Consider the following 18505-nt stretch of genomic DNA (forward strand, 5'->3'; position numbering starts at 1 on the left):
GAAAAAAAGCCCTCATAAGAGGGCTTCAGTTGTTATTATTGTTTTTTAATGGAATAAAAAACGTCTCTTCCGTGGTATTCGGCAATACTTCCTAGTTCTTCTTCTATTCTTAAGAGCTGGTTATACTTAGCTATTCTGTCTGTTCTTGATAAAGATCCTGTCTTGATTTGTCCTGTTCCAAGTGCAACAACAAGATCGGCAATTGTTGTATCTTCTGTTTCTCCTGAGCGATGTGAAACTATTGCAGTATATCCTGCTTTTTTTGCCATTTCTACAGCTTCAAAAGTTTCAGTCAGTGTTCCAATTTGATTTACTTTAATGAGAATTGCATTTGCAACTTGCATTTCAATTCCTTTTTTAAGGAATGATGTGTTTGTTACAAATAAATCGTCACCAACAAGTTGAACTTTATTCCCAATCTTATCTGTAAGTTTTTTCCAGCCGTCCCAATCTTCTTCAGCCATTCCATCTTCAATTGATATGATAGGATATTTTTCTACCCATTTTGTCCAGTATTCAACCATTTCTTTGGATGTGAGTTCTTCTTTTGTTGACCATCTAAGTACATATTTTTTTGTTTTTGGATCATATAATTCAGATGTTGCTGGATCAAGAGCGATTGCGATATCTGTTCCAGGTGTATATCCTGCACTTTGTATGGCTTCCATAATAACTTCACAAGCTTCTTCGTTTGACTTTAGATTTGGTGCAAATCCACCTTCATCCCCAACAGCTGTTGCGTAACCTTTTTTACTTAAAATACTTTTGAGTGTATGGAAAACCTCAGCAGACATTCTTATTGCATCACTGAAAGTTTTTGCTCCAATTGGCATTATCATAAATTCTTGAAAATCGACACAGTTATCTGAGTGAGCACCTCCATTTATAATATTACACATTGGTGTAGGTAAAATATTGGCTTTGTAGGCACCAAGATATTGATAAACTTTAAGTCCAAGGTGTTCGGCAGCTGCTCTAGCTGTAGCCATTGAAACTGCAAGAATAGCATTAGCCCCGAGTTTTGATTTATTAGGAGTGCCGTCAAGTTCAAGCATTTTTTTGTCAATTTCAACTTGGTTTAAAGCACTCATTCCTTCAAGTTCTGGAGAGATAATATTTATTATATTTTCAACTGCTTTGAGTACCCCTTTACCCATATAAACAGATTTATTACCATCTCTTAATTCAACAGCTTCATGGATTCCCGTTGATGCGCCTGATGGAACAGCTGCTCTACCTAGAGAACCATCTTCAAGTATGACATCTGCTTCAACAGTTGGATTTCCTCTAGAATCAATTATTTGCCTAGCTTTTATTTCATAAATATGAAAGCCCATTTTCCGCTCCTTATTGGTTAATATTTGTATATTTACTTTAGTATATATTTTTAGTATAATAGCAAATAAGACAAATGTGTAGTATTTTAGCAAAAGAATTGTTTATTGGATTTTATAATTAAATCATGGAAAGAATTTTAGGTTCGCTATTTTATTTTATATTCTTTTTCTTTAATATTTTTAATATTCGTTCACAGTGTTATGTAATTGAAAATTTTGATTTATCTTTAAATGAGTTTTTAGAAGTTTCAACAAGAAAGGATAATTTGTCACCAATTGTTGACTCTAAGAGAGTCATTATGTTTTATCCTTCGAATAAGGGTATTAGGAAAATTTTTGCTGCTTTTGATTTTGATGGTTATGCAAAAAAGTATTTATTTAAGAAGAATAGGTATGGACTTTTTTTTGTAAAGATTAATCTTCCTCATGGAGTTGGTAGCATTAATTATAGGCTTGTTGTAGATGGTATCTGGACAAATGATGAATATAATAAAAATGTAGTGTTTAATAAAGACTTAATACCATTCTCTATAATTGATATAGGTGTAGATCATAGTTACGTGTCTTTACGCAATCCTATTGATTCTTCTGATGGAAGAGAAGTTGAAATTTTTTATATAGGTCGTCCTGGACAGATTGTTACAATAGCTGGCAATTTTAATAATTTTAATCCATTTTTAAATAGATTGGTTGAACAAGAACCCTATAAAGGGGTATATACTATTAAGCTTAAAGACCTTCCTAAGGGTAGAATTTATTATTATTTTGTCGATTCTGGAAATAAAGTTATAGATAAGAATAATGTTAATAGAATTAATCTATATTCGGTTGAAGGTATGGACAATAAGATGGATTTCGAAGTCTCTTATTTTGATAATTAATCGCTTGAAGGTAAGAATTGAATTTCTTATTAGCAATTCTTAATACAATTTATATATGGAAATATAGAATTTATGCTGAATTAAGTTAATAATCCATATTGTTTTGTAAGGCCTAAATATGGAAATCTGGGTTAAAACAAATAAACTTTTATTTGTTTTAAGTATCATTTTTATTTATCAGATTATTCATTTCATCAAAAAGGTATTTAGATACGAAATGATCCTTTTCTACTTCCTCAAGAGTTGCATTTTCTGGTATTATAGATGTGTTTCGTATATTTGTTAGGGATGGTTCATCAAGCTTGATAGTTTTGTTTTTTATTTTTTCAGGATCAATTTCAGGAATAGATGCTATTAATGTTTTAGTGTATGGATGCTTAGGGTTTGAGAATAAAATTTCTCTAGGCGCAATCTCTAAAATGATCCCCAGATACATTACGGCAATTTTATCGCTCATGTATTTTACTACTGTCAAGTCGTGTGAAATGAATAGATAAGATAAATTCAATTCTTTTTGTAAATCTTTAAGTAAATTTAAAATTTGTGCTCTTATTGATACATCTAGTGCAGACACGGCTTCGTCTAGCAGTAAGAGCTTGGGATTTAGAGCAAGTGCTCTTGCTATCCCTATTCTTTGTCTTTGTCCGCCTGAGAATTCGTGTGGATACCTAGATAGCATGCTTTTTGCAAGTCCAGTAATATCCATTAATTCATTTACTCTTTTTTCTATTTCTTGCTTGGTTCTTGGGAAAATTTTATTTTCGTTGTATATCACCAATGGTTCTGCTATTATTTCTTTTATTGTCATTCTTGGATTGAGGGATGTATGTGGATCTTGAAATACCATTTGCATGTCTTTTTTTGTCTTTAACAGTTCTCTTTTTGACAGTTTAGTAATATCTTTTCCATTGAAATATATGTTGCCAGATGTTGGTTTGTATAGCTGCATTATTGCTCTTAAGGTTGTTGATTTTCCACATCCAGATTCTCCAACCAGTCCTAATGTTTTGTTACGTTCAACTTCAAAACTGATCCCATTTACAGCATTTACATTACGTTTATTTTTCCAAAATAAAAAGTTTTCCCCAATTGTGAATGTTTGTACTAAGTTTTCTACTTTAAGAATTATGTCTTTTTCATTTTTCATTTAAAGCCCCCCATTTTGTTTGTAATAGTCCCAGTAGGATTATCTTTAATTGAATAAAGTTTTTCGTTTGGATCCTTATCAAGAGTAAGTATTGATTTTAGAAGCCCAATTGTATATGGATGCTTAGGGTTTTTAAATATTTCTTGTACTGTGCCTTCTTCTACAAATTTTCCTTGGTACATTACAGAAACTGTATCGCATACTTCTGCCACTACACCTAAATCATGGGTTATTAATATGGTGGAGGTGTTAAATTTTTTAGACAGGTTTTTTATGAGTAGTAATATTTGTTCTTGGATTGTGACATCGAGAGCTGTGGTTGGTTCGTCTGCAATTAATAATGATGGATGGCAACTGAGAGCCATTGCAATCATAACCCTTTGTCTCATTCCTCCTGAAAATTGGTGTGGATAATGTTCTATTCGCTCTTCTGCATTTATAACACCAACTGTTTTTAACATTTCTATTGCTTTTTGCTTTGCTGTTTTTTTATTTAATTTTTGATGTAACATTATTGTTTCTTCAATTTGTGTAGATATTCTTAAATATGGATTTAACGAAGTCATTGGATCTTGGAATATCATTGCTATTTTATTGCCTCTAATATTTTGAAGTTCTTTTTCGCTGAGTTTTAGTAAGTCTTGCCCTTCAAATAGTATTTCACCGGTTTTGTATACTGTCGTAATTTCAGGAAGTAATTTTAGTATTGCCATGCTTGTGACAGATTTACCGCTACCAGATTCTCCAACAATAGCCCTAATTTCCCCTTTTTTCATTTTTAAGTTTATATTGCTTACAGGATATATTGTTGTATGCTTTAATTTAAACTCAATTGATAAATCTCTTATATCTAGCATATAGTCTTCTTTCATTTAATGTCTCCTAGAGGTTGTTTTTTGGATCAAGTGCATCTCTTAATCCGTCACCTAAAAAGTTCATGAATAGTAAAAATATTGTCATGACTGTTGCTGGGATAAAAATTTTCCATGGGTATTCAATAAATGTGGGGATTCCGTTTTTGATTAATTCTCCCCAACTAGTCATTGGTGCTGATATTCCCAGACCTAAGAATGATAAAAATGATTCAAGCATAATGAATGATGGAACATTCATTGTTGTAATAATTACTATCATGCCAAAGCTATTAGGAATTAAATGTTTAAATATCATTCTCTTATTTGTTGCACCTAGTGTTCTAGCCGCCTGTATAAATTCAGATCTTGCAAGTGATTTTACTTGCCCTCTTACGATCCTAGCAATTGTTAGCCATGAGATAATGCTAATTGCAATAAATACCCCAATTATATTTCTTTCCATAACAGTCATTAAGATTATTATGACAAGCAAAGTAGGTAAGACATAAAAAATTTCTATTATTTTAGTTATTATTTTATCGATAATACCACCAAAAAAGCCCGCTATTGCACCTATTATAGTGCCTATGATCATTGATATTAGTGCTCCAATAAAGCCTACAGATATTGATATTTGACTTCCTTGTATTATTCTTGCAAGCAAATCTCGTCCAAGATTATCTGTTCCTAGTAGGTATATTCTTTTGTGTATTTTGATTTCTTTTCCATCAATTATTTGAACCTCGGTCTCTATTTTTCTTTTTATCTCTTCTAGTTTTGATTTTTCTTCCTTATTGATTTCTCGTTTTTCCTTTGCTGATAATCTTTTTATGAAATGAAGTTCCTTTTCATACCATAATTCTCCAGCATACTTAATAGATGGGGGCAAATCGGCATGTTCTACTACTTGAGTATGATATTTGTATGTTGGTAATATTGGCTGAAGTATTGCAATTAGTATATAAAATCCGATAATAAATATACTAATAAACGCAAGTTTGTTTTCCTTGAATCTTAACCAAGCCCTTTTGTTTGCTGTGTGGATTTCGACATGGGTGTCTTGCTGTTCGTGTTCGTTCATTTTGTTCTCCTATGTTCTTGGATCAAGTTTTTTATAAGCAATATCAGATGCTAAAATGGAAATGAGCAATATTGTTGAATATATTAATAGTGAACCCATTAGTAGTGGATAATCCCTATTTAGAGATGATTCTACTGTAAATGTACCCATTCCAGCAATTCTAAATATTTGTTCAATAATCATACTGCCAGAAATTATACCAGCAAATGCAGGCCCTATATAACTTACTAGAGGAAGTATAGAGCCTACTAACACATGCTTTCTGATTATTACATTAAAGCTTAGTCCTTTAGCTTTTGCTGTTCTTACAAAATCGCTCTTTAGTATTTCTAACATAGAACCTCTAATAATGCGTGTAAAAATAGCTATCCATGGCAAACTCATTGTTAATATTGGCATAATTAAATTTGTAAGACCGCCTCGTTCTGAAATCCATCCAGAAGTGTAAAATAATTTTAATTTTATAGATAAAAAATATTGTAAAAGAGGACCAGTCACAAAGGTGGGTACAGAAATTCCACATATTGCCGCTAATCTTATTATATAATCGGTGCGAGTATTTTTTTTGATCGCTGCTAATGATCCTAGCAAAATTCCAAGTGCGAGAGATATTATTAGGCTTATTATTCCAATTGTAAATGATTTAGGAAATCCTAATTTTATGTATTGATTTACATTTAAATCTTTCTTTACTAATGATGGCCCAAAGTCTCCTTTTAAAATGTTTGTTATGTAGTAGTAAGCTTGCACATAAAAAGGTTTGTCAAGATGGTATTTTTGCATCAATTTTTCTTTAACTTTAGGGTCAATGGGTTTTTCAGAATTAAATGGGTTCCCGGGAGCAAGCCTCATTATTAAAAAACACAAAAAAATTATCACTATTAAAGTTGGTATTATTTCCAGTATTTTTTGCATGGTAAACTTTAACATAATTGCTCCTTATTATAACAGAAAGATTTTTTTCGTTGTATAGTTAGTAATTTTAACATATGAGATTGAATATTTTTTGAAAAATATTCAATTTATTTTAATTGGGAAAATTCACATCATTAAGCTAGCCTTACCTTATGCATTAATATATAAATTACAATTTTTAAAGAAAAGAATCAAATAACAATAAACAGACATCTATTTTAATAGATGTCTGTTTATTGTTATTTGATTCTTTTAATTTCAGAGAAATTAAATCTTTCTGGAATGTTAGGTATCCAACCGGTCCATTTGTCATTTTTGAATAGGTAATTTCCTGCATATATGTATATTGGGGCTACAGGGAAATCTTTATTTATAATTATTGCTTCAGCTTGTCTTAAAATGTTTTGTCTTTTAATTGGATCTTGTTCGCGATCAGATTGGTTTATTAAATTTTCATATTCTTTATTGAAGTACTTGTGTGAGGAAAAATGTGCAAACTCTTTTTGGAATAAACCGAAGAATGTTAATGGATCTGAATAATCACCCATCCAACCAGATCTTGCTATTTCATAATTTCCTTTTTGTTTGGTTTCTAAGAATGATGCCCATTCTTCATTTTCAAGTACAATGTTGATATTTAAAATTTTTTCCCATTGATTTTGAACAAATTCAGCAATTTTTTTGTTACTTTCATTTGTATTGTATTTGAATTTTAGTTGAGGGAAATCCTTACCATTAGGATAACCAGCTTCAGCCATTAGTTCTTTTGCTCTTTGTGGATTAAATAATTCTAGTGGTTTGCCGTAAGAATAATGATTAAATTTTGGGCTTATATTTCTTGTAGGAAGAGAACCATTATCTATGACTTTTTTTGTTAATGTTTCTCTATCAATAGCAAGAGTTAAAGCTTCTCTGACCTTTACATTATCAAGAGGTTTGACTTGTGTGTTAAGTGAGAAGTAGTAAAGACCATTAATAGCAGATGAATAATAATCATTTCTTAATTTTATTTCTTTTATTAAATCAGGTGGAATTGCTCCATGTGTAAGCATATCAATTTCATTATTTTCATACATTCTATAGGCAGTTGATGCATCATTTATTGTGTAAAATATAAGTTCTTGTAATTCAATGTTTTTAGCGTTAAAGTATTTATCATTTTTTATAAGTGATATTTTTTCATTGGGTTTTCTTGCCTTTAGTTTATATGCACCACTTACTACCATGTTTTCAGGATTTGTCCAGTTTTTTCCATATTGTTCAATAGCATGAACTGGTACTGGTATGAAAGATTGGTGCACTAGCATATCTAAGAAGTAAGCTTTTGGAGCAATAATAGAGATCTCTAGTGTCAATTCATCTATAGCTTTAATGCCAAGTTCAGATTCCGGTATTTTGCCCTCGAAGTAATCTTGTGCATTTTTGATTGTTGACTTAATCATACCGACATAATTTGATGCTGTATCTTTATTTAACATCCTAAGATAAGATCTTCTTATACCTTCAGCAGTAATAGGGACCCCGTCACTCCAAACGATATCTTTTCGTAAGTGAAATGTATATATAGTTCCATCATCGGATATGTCCCAAGATTGAGCTAGTCCTGGCTTGTATCCACCAGTTTTTGAGTCACCATCTACTATACCACTAAACATTTGTGTGACTATAATTGCACCTATTTTATCTTCAGTTAATTGCGGATCTATTGATTTAGGTTCTCCTCCCATGCTGATTTTGAAAGACAAATTTTCTTTGCTATTTTCCTTACTGCAGGATAAAATAGATATTAAGAAAAATATCATAAATGTATATTTTTTTATTTTCATTCTTTTATCTCCTATTTATTAAAGTTAATTTTAATTCAATTAAAAACAGTTAAAAGTTTTAAAGGTTTTTTTCTATAAAATTTGTTTTATTGAACATTTTAATTTATTTGGTAGAAAAATCAGTTGTACCATAAAGTATGTTTAAATACATAAAGATAATAAGAGAGGCATATGAATGTAGGATATTATTTGATATTAAATAAGATGTGTATCTTTGCTTAAATTTTTGAATATTTACTTGGCTTTCGATATAAAAAAAGTTATAAAGTAAAATAATGAACTATTATAAAAGAGATGCAGATGCAAAAATGTTGAGGTGATTTCAAAAGCTATGATTATGTAATAAAAACCACTCCTATAATTTATAGGAGTGATTTTTAATCATTATTAAGTATTAGTTTATTAATTTTAAAGTTATTTTCATATTATTATTAATTATTGATGTTTTCTCTTTTATATTTTATTTCTTCATAAAGATAAGCTTCTGAAACATTAGGAATCCAGCCAATCCATTTGTCATGTCTGAATAGATAGTATGATTTGAGTATTGAGAGTGGGGCAACAGGAAAATCTTGCTCTATAATTATAGCCTCAGCTTGTCTTAAAATGTCTTGTCTTTGTAGTGGGTTTTGTGCAAAATTAGATTGTTCTATTAAGTTGTCATATTTTTTGTTTGAGTAGCCATATGCTCCAAATCCTTGATTTTCTGTTGTAAATAGACTCTCAAGGAATGTTAGTGGATCTGAATAATCACCTGTCCATCCCATATATGATATTTGATAATTACCTGTGTTTCTATTATTTAGGAATGTATTCCATTCTTCAATTTCAATTTCAATGTTAATGTTTAGTGTTTTTTTAAGTTGTTCTTGCAAGAATTCTGCAGTTATTGCCATTCCATTTCGTTGTGAGGTTTTATATTTAAGAGTAGGAAAACCTGTTCCATCAGGATAACCAGCTTCAGCTAGTAGTTGTTTTGCTCTTTGTGGGTCAAATAATTTTAATTGTTTCCCGTAAGAATAATGCTCAAATAGTGGTGTTAAGTTTCTTGTTGGTTTTGATTGACCCTTTAGAGTAATCTTGTTGAGTGCTTCTCTGTCAATAGCAAGAGTTAGGGCTTCTCTAACCTTTACATTATCAAGTGGTTTGATGGTGGTGTTAAAGGCCATGTAGGCTACTCTATTTATAGGATGAGAATAATAGTCATTTCTTATTCTAGCTTCATCTAAGTATTCTGGTGCTACTTTGGTGAGGAAATCAAGTTCGTCATTTATGTACATGTTATACGCGGTGTTTCCTTGTACCTGATAAAATATCACTTCATCTATTTCAACATTTGAGGCATTGTAGTACTTATCGTTTTTTTCAAGCACTATTTTTTCATTTGGGATTCTTGTCTTTAATTTGTATGCACCACTTACTACTATATTTTCAGGATTGGTCCAATTTTGTCCATATTTTTCAATAGCATGAACCGGTACTGGTATAAATGTTTGATGTGCTAACATATCAAGAAAATAAGGTTTTGGAGAAACTAAAGTTATCTCTAAAGTTGAATTATCTATAGTTCTAATACCAAGTTCGGATTCCGGTATTTTACCTTTGAAGTAATCTTGTGCATTTTTGATTGTTGATTTAACGATGTCAACGTATTGTGAACCTGTTTCTTTATTTAAAACTCTAAGGTAAGATTTTCGGATTCCTTCAGCAGTAATAGGAACCCCATCACTCCAAATAATACCTTTTCTTAAGTGCAGTGTGTATACAAGTCCATCTGCAGATATATCCCAAGATTGAGCTAATCCTGGTTTATGTCCCCCAGTTTGTGTGTTTCTTGTTGTTAAACCTGCAAATGTATTTATGATTATATTGAATGCTTGAACAGAAGTAGCAAGTTGAGGATCAAGTGAATCAGGCTCGGCTTCATTTGTTACTCTAAATGTTATCTTATCTTTGTGTTCATCACCGGAACATGAAGTTATCCATATAATCAACAAAGATAAAAAAAGAATTATTGTTTTGTATTTCATAGTTGATTTATTCTCCTTATAAATATTTTTTATTTTTCTTTTGAATTATTCTTGTTTAACATACTTGAATGGATTTTACTTTAATTTGCTAAATAAATAAAGTATAATTATGTAAAATATTTACATGTGAGTATATTATATGGAATGTTTTTGGTTTGCTAGTATCTTTTTTTCAAAAACTTTAAAGGATGAAGTTTTATGTTTATACATAATGAAAGTTTTAATAAATATTTTAAAGGTATTGAGAATGAATTTTTTAGTAGGTTTAAAGCTATTGAAAAGGTAAATTATTTAGATAATTCTTATCATGAAGCAGATTCTGTTAGTAGGAATTTGGTTGATGCAATGATTAAAAGGCTTCTTAAGAGTAATTCTACTATTGTTGGTATTCAAAATATTTTAAAGCTTTATGAAAAGTCTAAATCTGGCAAGTCTTCAATTATATTAATGGAACATTATAGTAATTTTGATTTTCCTTGTTTTCAGTTTTTGCTTAATCAAATGGATTGTAAGGAAGTTTCGGAACATATTGTTCCTATAGCTGGTGTTAAACTTTTTAAAGATAATTTATTAATTAAAAGTCTATCTTTAGGTTATAGTGTGATATTTATTTATCCTCCACATGCATTTGTTGGCGTTGATCATGAAACGATTAAGGAGCGGCGGGTTTTTAATACTAATTCTATGAGATGTATTGCAGATAAAAAGAGTAGTGGTTATATGATTCTTATTTTTCCGACTGCTACAAGATATAGGAAAGGTAGGCCTGAGACTAAAAAAATAATTTCAGAAATTTCAAGTTATTTTAAGCTTTTTGATTATTTTGTAATGGTTGGTGTTAATGGGAGTGTTCTTGAAGTTTCATCAAATGAAGATATGTCTTGTGATGTTTTTAAAGAAGATATTCTTGTTTATAATGTAACGGAAATATTAGATATACTTGAATACAAAAATTTAATTTTAGAGCAGTTAAATCAAGAAGGTTTAGAACCAACAAAGGAAATTTTGGGTTCTAGAATTGCTGATGATTTAGAGAAACGTTTCGAGGTTCTTCATGAAGAAGGAGCCAAGATATATAGTAATTTGATTTAGGATTTTGATTGTAGTATGCCAGATATAGAGAAAATAAATAAGTTTAAAAGAGAATTATTAGATAATATTTCCGATGAAAGGGCTCAGAAGGAACGTTTTGGCATCAAAATGGATATTGAACCTCCTAAAGATGGGGAGTCTATTGTTCCTTGGGAAAATCAAGAAGAAGTGTTCAATTTAGACGAAGAACCTGATGATGAGCTTGATTTGGATGCTATGCTTGGTAATCTTGATAGTGAGGAAGATCAGAAGGATTCATCTAATGAAAATGATATTGCAATTTTAAAAGATTCTAAAAAAGTAGACATTGATCCTGAGTTTAATGATTTAGATAATGATTTTGATGTTTTAAGTTCTCATCTTGAAGAAAATCTTGAAAAAGTTCTTGATGATAATTCTATTAGTTTAGATAATGCTATTAATTTCGATTTAGATAATAGTGCTGATAGTTTGCAAAATCTAGATATAGAGAATGATTTGGATTTAGATTTATTTAATTCTGATGAGTCTATTGATAATGGAATTGATGCTAATAATTTGAGTCAGGAATCTCTAAATGATAGTAATAATGATTTTGATATTGAGAATATGATTAGTGATCTAAATGAATCAGATGAAACAAGTGATCGTTTAGAAATGCCTTACAGTGATGAATCTTTTTCTAATGAAAATTCTGGAAATCTTAGTGATGGTGAAGAGGATAATTGGTCTAATCTTTCAGATGATTTTGAATTTTTGGAAGATGACCAAAAGGAATCTTTAGGTAAACATAATTTTGAAATTAATTATCCTTTATTTTTCAAGCATTTAGATTCTTATCCTAGAAATTTGAGAATTGCTATTGCTGAGGCTTTAATGCTAGAGAATGTCTCTAGGTACAAAATTGAAGCATTAATTGATCTTGTTGAACAAAATAAGAAAGGGCTTAAGTTTATTGCTAAATTTGTTGGAGACATTGTTGGTCGTTCTGTTAAATTGCCTGTTATGTATTATAAAGCAGAGGAATTTAGCAAACTTGAAAAGAAATTTAGCTATAGACTTTCTAAAGCTTTAACTCCAATCTTTAAAATTGCATCTCTTTTTGTTATTTTGACCTTTTTGTCTTTTTATTTTTTAGTTGATATTATGTTTTTTTATATTGTATCTGATAGAAAATATAAAGAGGGAATATCATATATATATGAGAATAAGAGAGAGCTTGCTAAAGCTATTTTTAGGGATGCATATTATATGAAACCTAACAAAAAGTGGTTTTTAACTTATGCTAAAGTTTTTGAAGATGTAAGAGATTTTGATAGTGCTGAGGAAAAATACGAAGAATTATTTACCATTGATCCGTTTTCTGTGGGAGCTTCTAAGAGAAGGCGTAAAAATTTTGATAGGGATGGGTATATATCTTATGCTTCTATGAAAATGAGACTTGGTGAGTATGCTGATGCCAATGATATTTTAGATGAGGTTATATCTTCTTCTATTTATGATTATGAGGCATTAATGGCTAAGGGTGATAATTATTTTCAGTGGGCTCAAAGAGATCCTGCGTATTACAAAGATAGCATTAATAATTACACTATTTTGCTTTCAAAATATGGTCATAAAAAGGAAATTTTGTTTAAGCTTTTTAATGCTTACATTGAGGCTGGTGCTGAGAGAGAAGCAGAAGATGTAAATGCTTTTATTAAGGTAAATAAGGAATTAGATATTGATGAAGTAGTTTATACTAAATATGCTAAAAAATTGATAGATAAATATGTCGAGTTTACAGTTTATAATAAAAGAATAAATGCTCTTTCTAGAAATTTGAAATATTTCAGTGCTCAAATGAACTTACTTAATAAAGAATTTTCTAGTTTTAAGGCAGGTAATGGAAAAAGCATTTCTAATGCTTTAAATGATATTAATCTTAACTCAGAGATTGAATATATTCTTAGAAGAATTTTATTCAAAAATCCTGACTATGATAAGGCTCTTTTTGAGAGTGGTAGATATTTTTATTATATGGGTGATCTTAAGAAATCAGAAGGATATTTATTGACAGCACTGAATAGTTTTAGACAAGAAGATTCAATTGAGAATTCTTCTGAAAAGATTGTTGCTTATAGAATTTTGTCAGATATTTATGATAGGAGCAATGATGCTCTTAAGGCAAGTAATATTGTTAGTCTCGCTTTAAATGAGTATGATTTTTATAAAAAAAATGGTCTTGTTAAAAGCTCTAGAGAGCTTGCTTTAATTTATGAAAAGCAGGGGGATATTCTTAGAACTTTAAATGGTTTTAAATCGGCTATATCTTCTTATGAAATGGCAATAAATGAAGGAGTTAATTCCCCAGATGTTTATTACAAATTAGCATTGCTTAATTATAAGGAAAATAATTATAAAGATGCATTAACTTATTTATTTAGAGTTCAAAATATGTCCGGATTTGCAAATAGTAATAAAGTTTTAAACTCAATTGCATCTGTTCTTTACAAGATGGGTGATTTTGAGGCTGCTAGGAGTTATTATTTAAGAGTATTGCAGAATTTGGAATCAGAAAAGTCTAGCATTTTAAATTTTAAACCTCAAGGGAATGATCATCATAAAGCTTTATTGATAAAAGAGATTGAAATTTACAATAATCTAGGAGTTGTTGAGATAAAAGCATCTCTTGGTGATAGGATTGAATCTGGTCTTGTTAGAAATAATAATCTTTTTGATTCGGGGATTGCGAAGTTGACTGAATCTTCTAGAATATTTGATCTCTTAAATCGTGATGATGATATGGTTAAAAGTGTTAAAAAAGATCTTGCTAGTTTAAATCTTAGAGGTATTTTTAAGAATGATTTTATTGGTTCTAAGATTTTATTCTATGATAATTTGGCTGATAATCTTTAGATTATTTAGTGTTTTGTTAGTTTAAAGGCATATAAGGTTGCCTAATTAACGTGTAAGGATTTATATGAGAAAAGCTTACTTTATTATTTCCTTATTTATTGTATTTAATTTATTTTCTTCAATGAATGATCACTTAAATATTAATATTGATGATGTATATGTTGAAGCGCATGAAGATGGTTTTCATCTTTTTATAAGAAAAAAGCCAGATATTAAATCGGTTATTTTAACTGAGTCTTTTGAAATTCCAGATAAGAGTAAAGACGTTTCTACTTATTCATTTAGAACATTGGAGTATAATAGAATTAATGGGGATGAGATTAGAATTTTAAATGGTAGGGTTATTCAAAATAGACATCTCTTATCATTAACATCTTCTACACCTGTTCAAAATAGAAGATTTGGACAGGCTTTTCATATCTTAATACCTAAAAAGTTGAGATACGGTTTTCCTAAATTTTCGACAAGGAGTGGTGATATCGATTTAGAAGTTCTAAAGAGAAAAAAAGATCCTTTTTGGTTTTCAATTAGAACTTTTGAGAAAAAATATAATGATTATTTAGGTCAGTATAAGGATAATGCTTATGAGTTATTCTTTGGAGACATTCAACTAGAAAATACAATTGATAATAATGATTTAAAAAAAGAATTTTCTAGGTTTGCAGATGATGTTGTTGTTGCAAAAAAAGGACTTGATCTTGTTGATAAGATAAAAAATATTCTAGAAAAATCAGAAGATCCGTTTGCTGATTTAGATCTTGTTTTTGTTATTGATGTGACTGATAGCATGAAAAATCATATCGAAATTTTAAGAGAACATCTTTTCTCTATGATAGAACCGCAATTAAGTCAATATAGATCTTATAGAGTAGGTTTTGTATTTTATAAGGATTATCTTGAAGATTTTTTAACAAGATCTTTTGATTTTAATAATAAGGAATATTTAAATAATGTTCTTGAAGATATTAGTGTGGGTGGTGGGGGAGATTATCCTGAGGCAGTATTTGAGGGAATTAATGCAGCTGTTACTCAATTTGATTGGAAAGCAGATAATAGGTTTATTATCGTATTAGGTAATGCACCTCCCCATGAATATCCCCGAGGACCTATAGTTTATGAGGATGTTATTAGATCTGCTAAGGAAAAAGATATTACAATTTATGGAATATTACTTAAGTAGTGGTTTGCATTAATTGTGTATTATGATTTATTTTTTTGTTTGTTTTGTATTTTCTCTATTATCTTTTGAGATAAGGGAATGACCCATTTAGGTGTTTGTATGTTAGATTGTATTAATTCTTCAAAGAGCTTTTTTGCTGTATTGTTTTTATTTGTCACATAATATATGAATGCGATTTCATACTTTCCTATGGCAACGATGCTTTCATTTTCTTTATAATTTTCAATCATTTTTTCATATATCTTTAAAGCAGATTGATAATCGTTAATATTTGTTGCTTTTTGAGCTTCTCTTAGGTAAATGCTGTAAGGAGTGTCTTTTGTAAGTTGTTTGTTTAAGTGGGTTACTGTATAGCAGGAAAAGAATAGGATACTTATTAGTACTAGTTTGTTCATTTTTGATTCTCTTATTTTATAATAAAATTTATTTAGATTAATTTTATTAGATATAAAAAAAGAAAACAAGCATAAGCTTATTTTCTTTTTTGTTTTATTTAGAAGGAATTATTATTTTCCAATTTTCATGTATTAAATCTGGATTCTGAATTTTTTGTCTGTTTGCAAACCAAATTTTTGGCCATAGGTAAGGGTCGTTGTACAATTTCTTAGAAATACCCCACAAGGTGTTTCCTATTTTAATTATATATAACTCTTTACTTGAGTGACTTTGATAGGCTTTTAGATATCTTGCAGAATCTAAGAATAATTCATTTGCAAGTCTAAGATTATTGAGATTTTTAGCCTCAAGTCCTTGTTCCCATAGTTGTCTGGCTTTTTCAATAAGCTGGAGTGTTTTAAATTTATTTGGGTCTGGAGTTTTTACTTCTTCAGTATTTTCTTCATAAGCAAGTACTAATGAATCCATTTGTCCAAGTAAGTAAGTTTCATTTTGTGGGTTTAAAAGATTTATGCGTTCACCTTTATCTTTAAGAAGCGCTCTTCCATTCCATGGTGATGGTTTAATGAGTTTATTGTTTCTGTAAACGGGGAGTTCAGAAGCAGCTTCCAGTGCTTTTAATTGTTTATACATTCTCTCTTCCGTTTCTTTAAGAGCTCTTGCTTCTTTTGCCTTTTTAGCAGCTTGTTGTGCTTTATTAAATGTTTTACTATACATTCCAAGAGAGCTTTCGATATCATACATTTTATATTTTCTTGTTGCTTCGAAATATAAGTTATTTACTTCGTCTATTTCTAATGGGATCCATATGTATGCTTCATTAGTTTCAGCATCATTTAAGTATTTTTCAATGTTTTCTTTCAAATAGTTTATTTTTTCTTTTTTTTCTGTTATATCTCTTGCGATATTTCTGTACCTTTCTAATACCTTTAGGGCAATTTCATTACCTTCTTTAATCTTTCCCTTTGCAAATTTTTTGTGCATTTCTTTTTCAATCTTTTCAGTCTCATTAAATTCTTTAGAATAAAAAAGATTTCCTCTTTCTCTTAAGACTCCGTTTTTTATATCTTCAATGTCTCTTTTTATATCCCCAGTTTCTTTAGTTGAAATTTTGGAGTTTGCATTTTTTGTATCCTCTGGTGGGGTCTTACATGAAATTAAGAAAAGAGCAAATACAGATAATATTAAAAATAATAATTTGCTTTTTTTTATCATAAATACATCCTTCTTGTGTGATATTGACTACATAAATTAAGAACTTTGCTTTTTAGACATTAATTCTTTTATCTTTGCATAAAGCCTCTAATTAGTATATTATTACACAATTTAACATTATACAATTTTTTATTGTATAACTGTGTATATTTAAGTTTTATTTTTATTATATCAATACTCTAACCCTTGCTTTAGTATGCCTTAGAAATTTTAGCATCTCCACATGTTCTTTCTTCTGGTGGGGTTTCACATGAAATTAGAGAAAGAGCAAATACTAATAACATTAAAAATAGTAATTTGTTTTTTTTCATCATAAGTACATCCTTTTGACATAAGATTGACTACATAAATTGTAGTTTTATTACGTTTTAGGTTCTTTAAAAGAACAGGCTTAGTATAAAATATTATTTTTATACTTTCTTAAAAAGTATAACGTATTTTTCATTTTTGTTAAAGTTAGTAAATCTCTTTAAAAAAGATATAATTAAGCTTATAAGGTTTTAGAAAAGAGGAAAATTTGATTGTGAAATCATATGTTATTATCCTTTTACTTTTATTATTACAAGTGACGTTGTTCTCTCAAGTAGCGTCTATTAAAGAAATGGAAGGACAGATTAATATTGTAAGGAATACTATTCCTGTTAAATTAAATTTGGGGGATGAAATTTTTGAATATGATTTTATTGAAGTGGGAGATAATTCTAAAATTAAAATAGGTTTGTATGGGATAAATGGTATTGCATCAGATTTAACCTTGTATTCTAATACCCATGGTCTTATTTGTTATTCTTCTCTTAAAGATATGCAGGATGCAAAAATATATCTATTTAAGGGGAGTTTAGATGTGGTTATTTATGAAGTTGTGCAAGGTTCTTCATTTTCTGTAGATTTAAATAATTATTTTTTTATGACAGATTCTCCGGCAAAATTTTATGTAAATTGTGAATACTTTAATAATTATTTTGTTAGTGTTTTTGATGGAGTTCTTAAACATTATAACAAGGATGAATATTGGATTTCAGCAGGCACTAGTATTTTACTTTGGGATAATAATTCTTTTTTATATAAAACCAGTGATTCTGTATTTCAAAATGTAATTGAAAATATGAAAGAAATGTCTCGTAAAAATTTTGTTTCTCTAAATGATAGTCGTTTGACTTACATATTTTTAAAATATGTTGAAGATAGTTTTAGATTTGATTTTGTATATGATTATTTGGTAAGAGATCCTAAATTTAGTACAATATATTCAAAGTGGAGTTTAGAAGATAAAAATTATACTTTAGGGAATAGAGTTGACATGATAAATTATGTCAATTATTTAAGAGGCCGTATAGGTATTCTTTTTAATAATTTTATTTATTTGGCTAATGTGTTTTTTTTTATAGAAGATATTGTTAAGCGTTCTTCTGATGTGTTTGATAAGGTGAGTGTCAATGGGGCTGTTTTAAAATATTTGGAATATTATAAAAAAAATCGCTCGTCTTTAACAAAGAAGTTTTTTAAAACAGTTCATTTTTTTAAAATGTATTTAATTCGTACAAATGGTGATATTCCTAGTAATTTAAGTGTTAATGAATTTTTTTTGTTAAGACCTAGGGAGTTTTAATTTTGATAAATGTTGTGATTATGAAGTATTGGTAAAAATTCCTATCTTCAAGATTAATGGTTTTA

14 protein-coding genes are annotated in these 18505 nt (G+C 29.3%); 5 read left to right on the plus strand and 9 right to left on the minus strand.

The window, feature by feature from the left end; translation table 11 throughout:
- Positions 1–35 precede the first annotated feature (35 nt).
- A complete protein-coding gene (eno, locus tag R5397_RS02735; RefSeq protein ID WP_421622807.1) occupies positions 36–1337 on the minus strand; it encodes a phosphopyruvate hydratase in 1302 nt (433 codons plus the stop codon).
- Between the two features lie 125 nt (positions 1338–1462).
- Here eno and R5397_RS02740 point away from each other — a divergent pair, with 125 nt between their 5' ends.
- Complete coding sequence (locus R5397_RS02740; protein WP_421622808.1) at positions 1463–2218, plus strand: hypothetical protein; 756 nt, start codon at positions 1463–1465, stop codon at positions 2216–2218.
- Positions 2219–2375: 157 nt separating this feature from the next.
- Here R5397_RS02740 and R5397_RS02745 read toward each other — a convergent pair whose 3' ends face one another.
- From R5397_RS02745 to R5397_RS02770, 6 genes are all read right to left on the minus strand, one after another.
- Entirely contained in the window at positions 2376–3365 is a 990-nt protein-coding gene (locus R5397_RS02745; RefSeq protein WP_421622809.1) for an ABC transporter ATP-binding protein, read from the minus strand.
- Entirely contained in the window at positions 3362–4237 is an 876-nt protein-coding gene (locus R5397_RS02750; RefSeq protein WP_421622810.1) for an ABC transporter ATP-binding protein, read from the minus strand. Before R5397_RS02750 ends, R5397_RS02745 begins: the two co-directional genes overlap by 4 nt.
- A 10-nt stretch (positions 4238–4247) precedes the next feature.
- Entirely contained in the window at positions 4248–5300 is a 1053-nt protein-coding gene (locus tag R5397_RS02755) for an ABC transporter permease (RefSeq protein WP_421622811.1), read from the minus strand.
- Positions 5301–5309: 9 nt separating this feature from the next.
- Positions 5310–6230 carry an ABC transporter permease gene (locus tag R5397_RS02760; RefSeq protein WP_421622812.1) on the minus strand — a complete coding sequence of 307 codons (921 nt, stop codon included), beginning with the start codon at positions 6228–6230 and terminating at the stop codon, positions 5310–5312.
- A gap of 224 nt (positions 6231–6454) precedes the next feature.
- Entirely contained in the window at positions 6455–8041 is a 1587-nt protein-coding gene (locus tag R5397_RS02765) for a peptide ABC transporter substrate-binding protein (protein ID WP_421622813.1), read from the minus strand.
- Between the two features lie 431 nt (positions 8042–8472).
- The gene (locus tag R5397_RS02770) at positions 8473–10071 is read right to left on the minus strand and encodes a peptide ABC transporter substrate-binding protein (RefSeq protein WP_421622814.1); all 1599 of its coding nucleotides are present in this window, start codon (positions 10069–10071) and stop codon (positions 8473–8475) included.
- Between the two features lie 198 nt (positions 10072–10269).
- On the opposite strand from R5397_RS02770, the gene R5397_RS02775 reads away from it, so the two are divergent.
- From R5397_RS02775 to R5397_RS02785, 3 genes are all read left to right on the plus strand, one after another.
- Positions 10270–11163: a 1-acyl-sn-glycerol-3-phosphate acyltransferase gene (locus R5397_RS02775; RefSeq protein WP_421622815.1), complete on the plus strand. Its 894-nt coding sequence runs from the start codon at positions 10270–10272 to the stop codon at positions 11161–11163.
- A 15-nt stretch (positions 11164–11178) separates the two neighbouring features.
- Complete coding sequence (flcA, locus tag R5397_RS02780) at positions 11179–14040, plus strand: periplasmic flagellar collar protein FlcA (protein WP_421622816.1); 2862 nt, start codon at positions 11179–11181, stop codon at positions 14038–14040.
- A 64-nt stretch (positions 14041–14104) separates the two neighbouring features.
- Complete coding sequence (locus R5397_RS02785) at positions 14105–15220, plus strand: vWA domain-containing protein (RefSeq protein WP_247065496.1); 1116 nt, start codon at positions 14105–14107, stop codon at positions 15218–15220.
- A gap of 20 nt (positions 15221–15240) precedes the next feature.
- On the opposite strand, the gene R5397_RS02790 is transcribed toward R5397_RS02785, so the two are convergent.
- Both R5397_RS02790 and R5397_RS02795 read right to left on the minus strand, forming a co-directional pair.
- Complete coding sequence (locus R5397_RS02790; RefSeq protein ID WP_421622817.1) at positions 15241–15615, minus strand: tetratricopeptide repeat protein; 375 nt, start codon at positions 15613–15615, stop codon at positions 15241–15243.
- 94 nt (positions 15616–15709) lie between these two features.
- Entirely contained in the window at positions 15710–16831 is a 1122-nt protein-coding gene (locus R5397_RS02795; RefSeq protein ID WP_421622818.1) for a LysM peptidoglycan-binding domain-containing protein, read from the minus strand.
- A gap of 601 nt (positions 16832–17432) precedes the next feature.
- Between R5397_RS02795 and R5397_RS02800 the strand changes: the two genes are divergently transcribed.
- Positions 17433–18440: a hypothetical protein gene (locus tag R5397_RS02800; RefSeq protein WP_421623058.1), complete on the plus strand. Its 1008-nt coding sequence runs from the start codon at positions 17433–17435 to the stop codon at positions 18438–18440.
- Positions 18441–18505: the final 65 nt, after the last annotated feature.

Origin of the sequence: Borrelia sp. MN22-0132, assembly GCF_049201035.1 — a bacterium.
GTDB classification, from domain to species: Bacteria; Spirochaetota; Spirochaetia; order Borreliales; family Borreliaceae; genus Borrelia; species Borrelia puertoricensis.

What these genes read in the sequence shown, in the direction of transcription:
- R5397_RS02785 (WP_247065496.1), top strand. Translation starts at nt 14,105, where the DNA reads ATGAGAAAAGCTTACTTTATTATTTCCTTATTTATTGTATTTAATTTA.
- R5397_RS02770 (WP_421622814.1), bottom strand. Translation starts at nt 10,071, where the DNA reads ATGAAATACAAAACAATAATTCTTTTTTTATCTTTGTTGATTATATGG.
- R5397_RS02745 (WP_421622809.1), bottom strand. Translation starts at nt 3,365, where the DNA reads ATGAAAAATGAAAAAGACATAATTCTTAAAGTAGAAAACTTAGTACAA.
- eno (WP_421622807.1), bottom strand. Translation starts at nt 1,337, where the DNA reads ATGGGCTTTCATATTTATGAAATAAAAGCTAGGCAAATAATTGATTCT.
- R5397_RS02775 (WP_421622815.1), top strand. Translation starts at nt 10,270, where the DNA reads ATGTTTATACATAATGAAAGTTTTAATAAATATTTTAAAGGTATTGAG.
- R5397_RS02750 (WP_421622810.1), bottom strand. Translation starts at nt 4,237, where the DNA reads ATGAAAGAAGACTATATGCTAGATATAAGAGATTTATCAATTGAGTTT.
- R5397_RS02740 (WP_421622808.1), top strand. Translation starts at nt 1,463, where the DNA reads ATGGAAAGAATTTTAGGTTCGCTATTTTATTTTATATTCTTTTTCTTT.
- flcA (WP_421622816.1), top strand. Translation starts at nt 11,179, where the DNA reads ATGCCAGATATAGAGAAAATAAATAAGTTTAAAAGAGAATTATTAGAT.
- R5397_RS02755 (WP_421622811.1), bottom strand. Translation starts at nt 5,300, where the DNA reads ATGAACGAACACGAACAGCAAGACACCCATGTCGAAATCCACACAGCA.
- R5397_RS02760 (WP_421622812.1), bottom strand. Translation starts at nt 6,230, where the DNA reads ATGTTAAAGTTTACCATGCAAAAAATACTGGAAATAATACCAACTTTA.
- R5397_RS02790 (WP_421622817.1), bottom strand. Translation starts at nt 15,615, where the DNA reads ATGAACAAACTAGTACTAATAAGTATCCTATTCTTTTCCTGCTATACA.
- R5397_RS02765 (WP_421622813.1), bottom strand. Translation starts at nt 8,041, where the DNA reads ATGAAAATAAAAAAATATACATTTATGATATTTTTCTTAATATCTATT.
- R5397_RS02800 (WP_421623058.1), top strand. Translation starts at nt 17,433, where the DNA reads ATGGAAGGACAGATTAATATTGTAAGGAATACTATTCCTGTTAAATTA.
- R5397_RS02795 (WP_421622818.1), bottom strand. Translation starts at nt 16,831, where the DNA reads ATGATAAAAAAAAGCAAATTATTATTTTTAATATTATCTGTATTTGCT.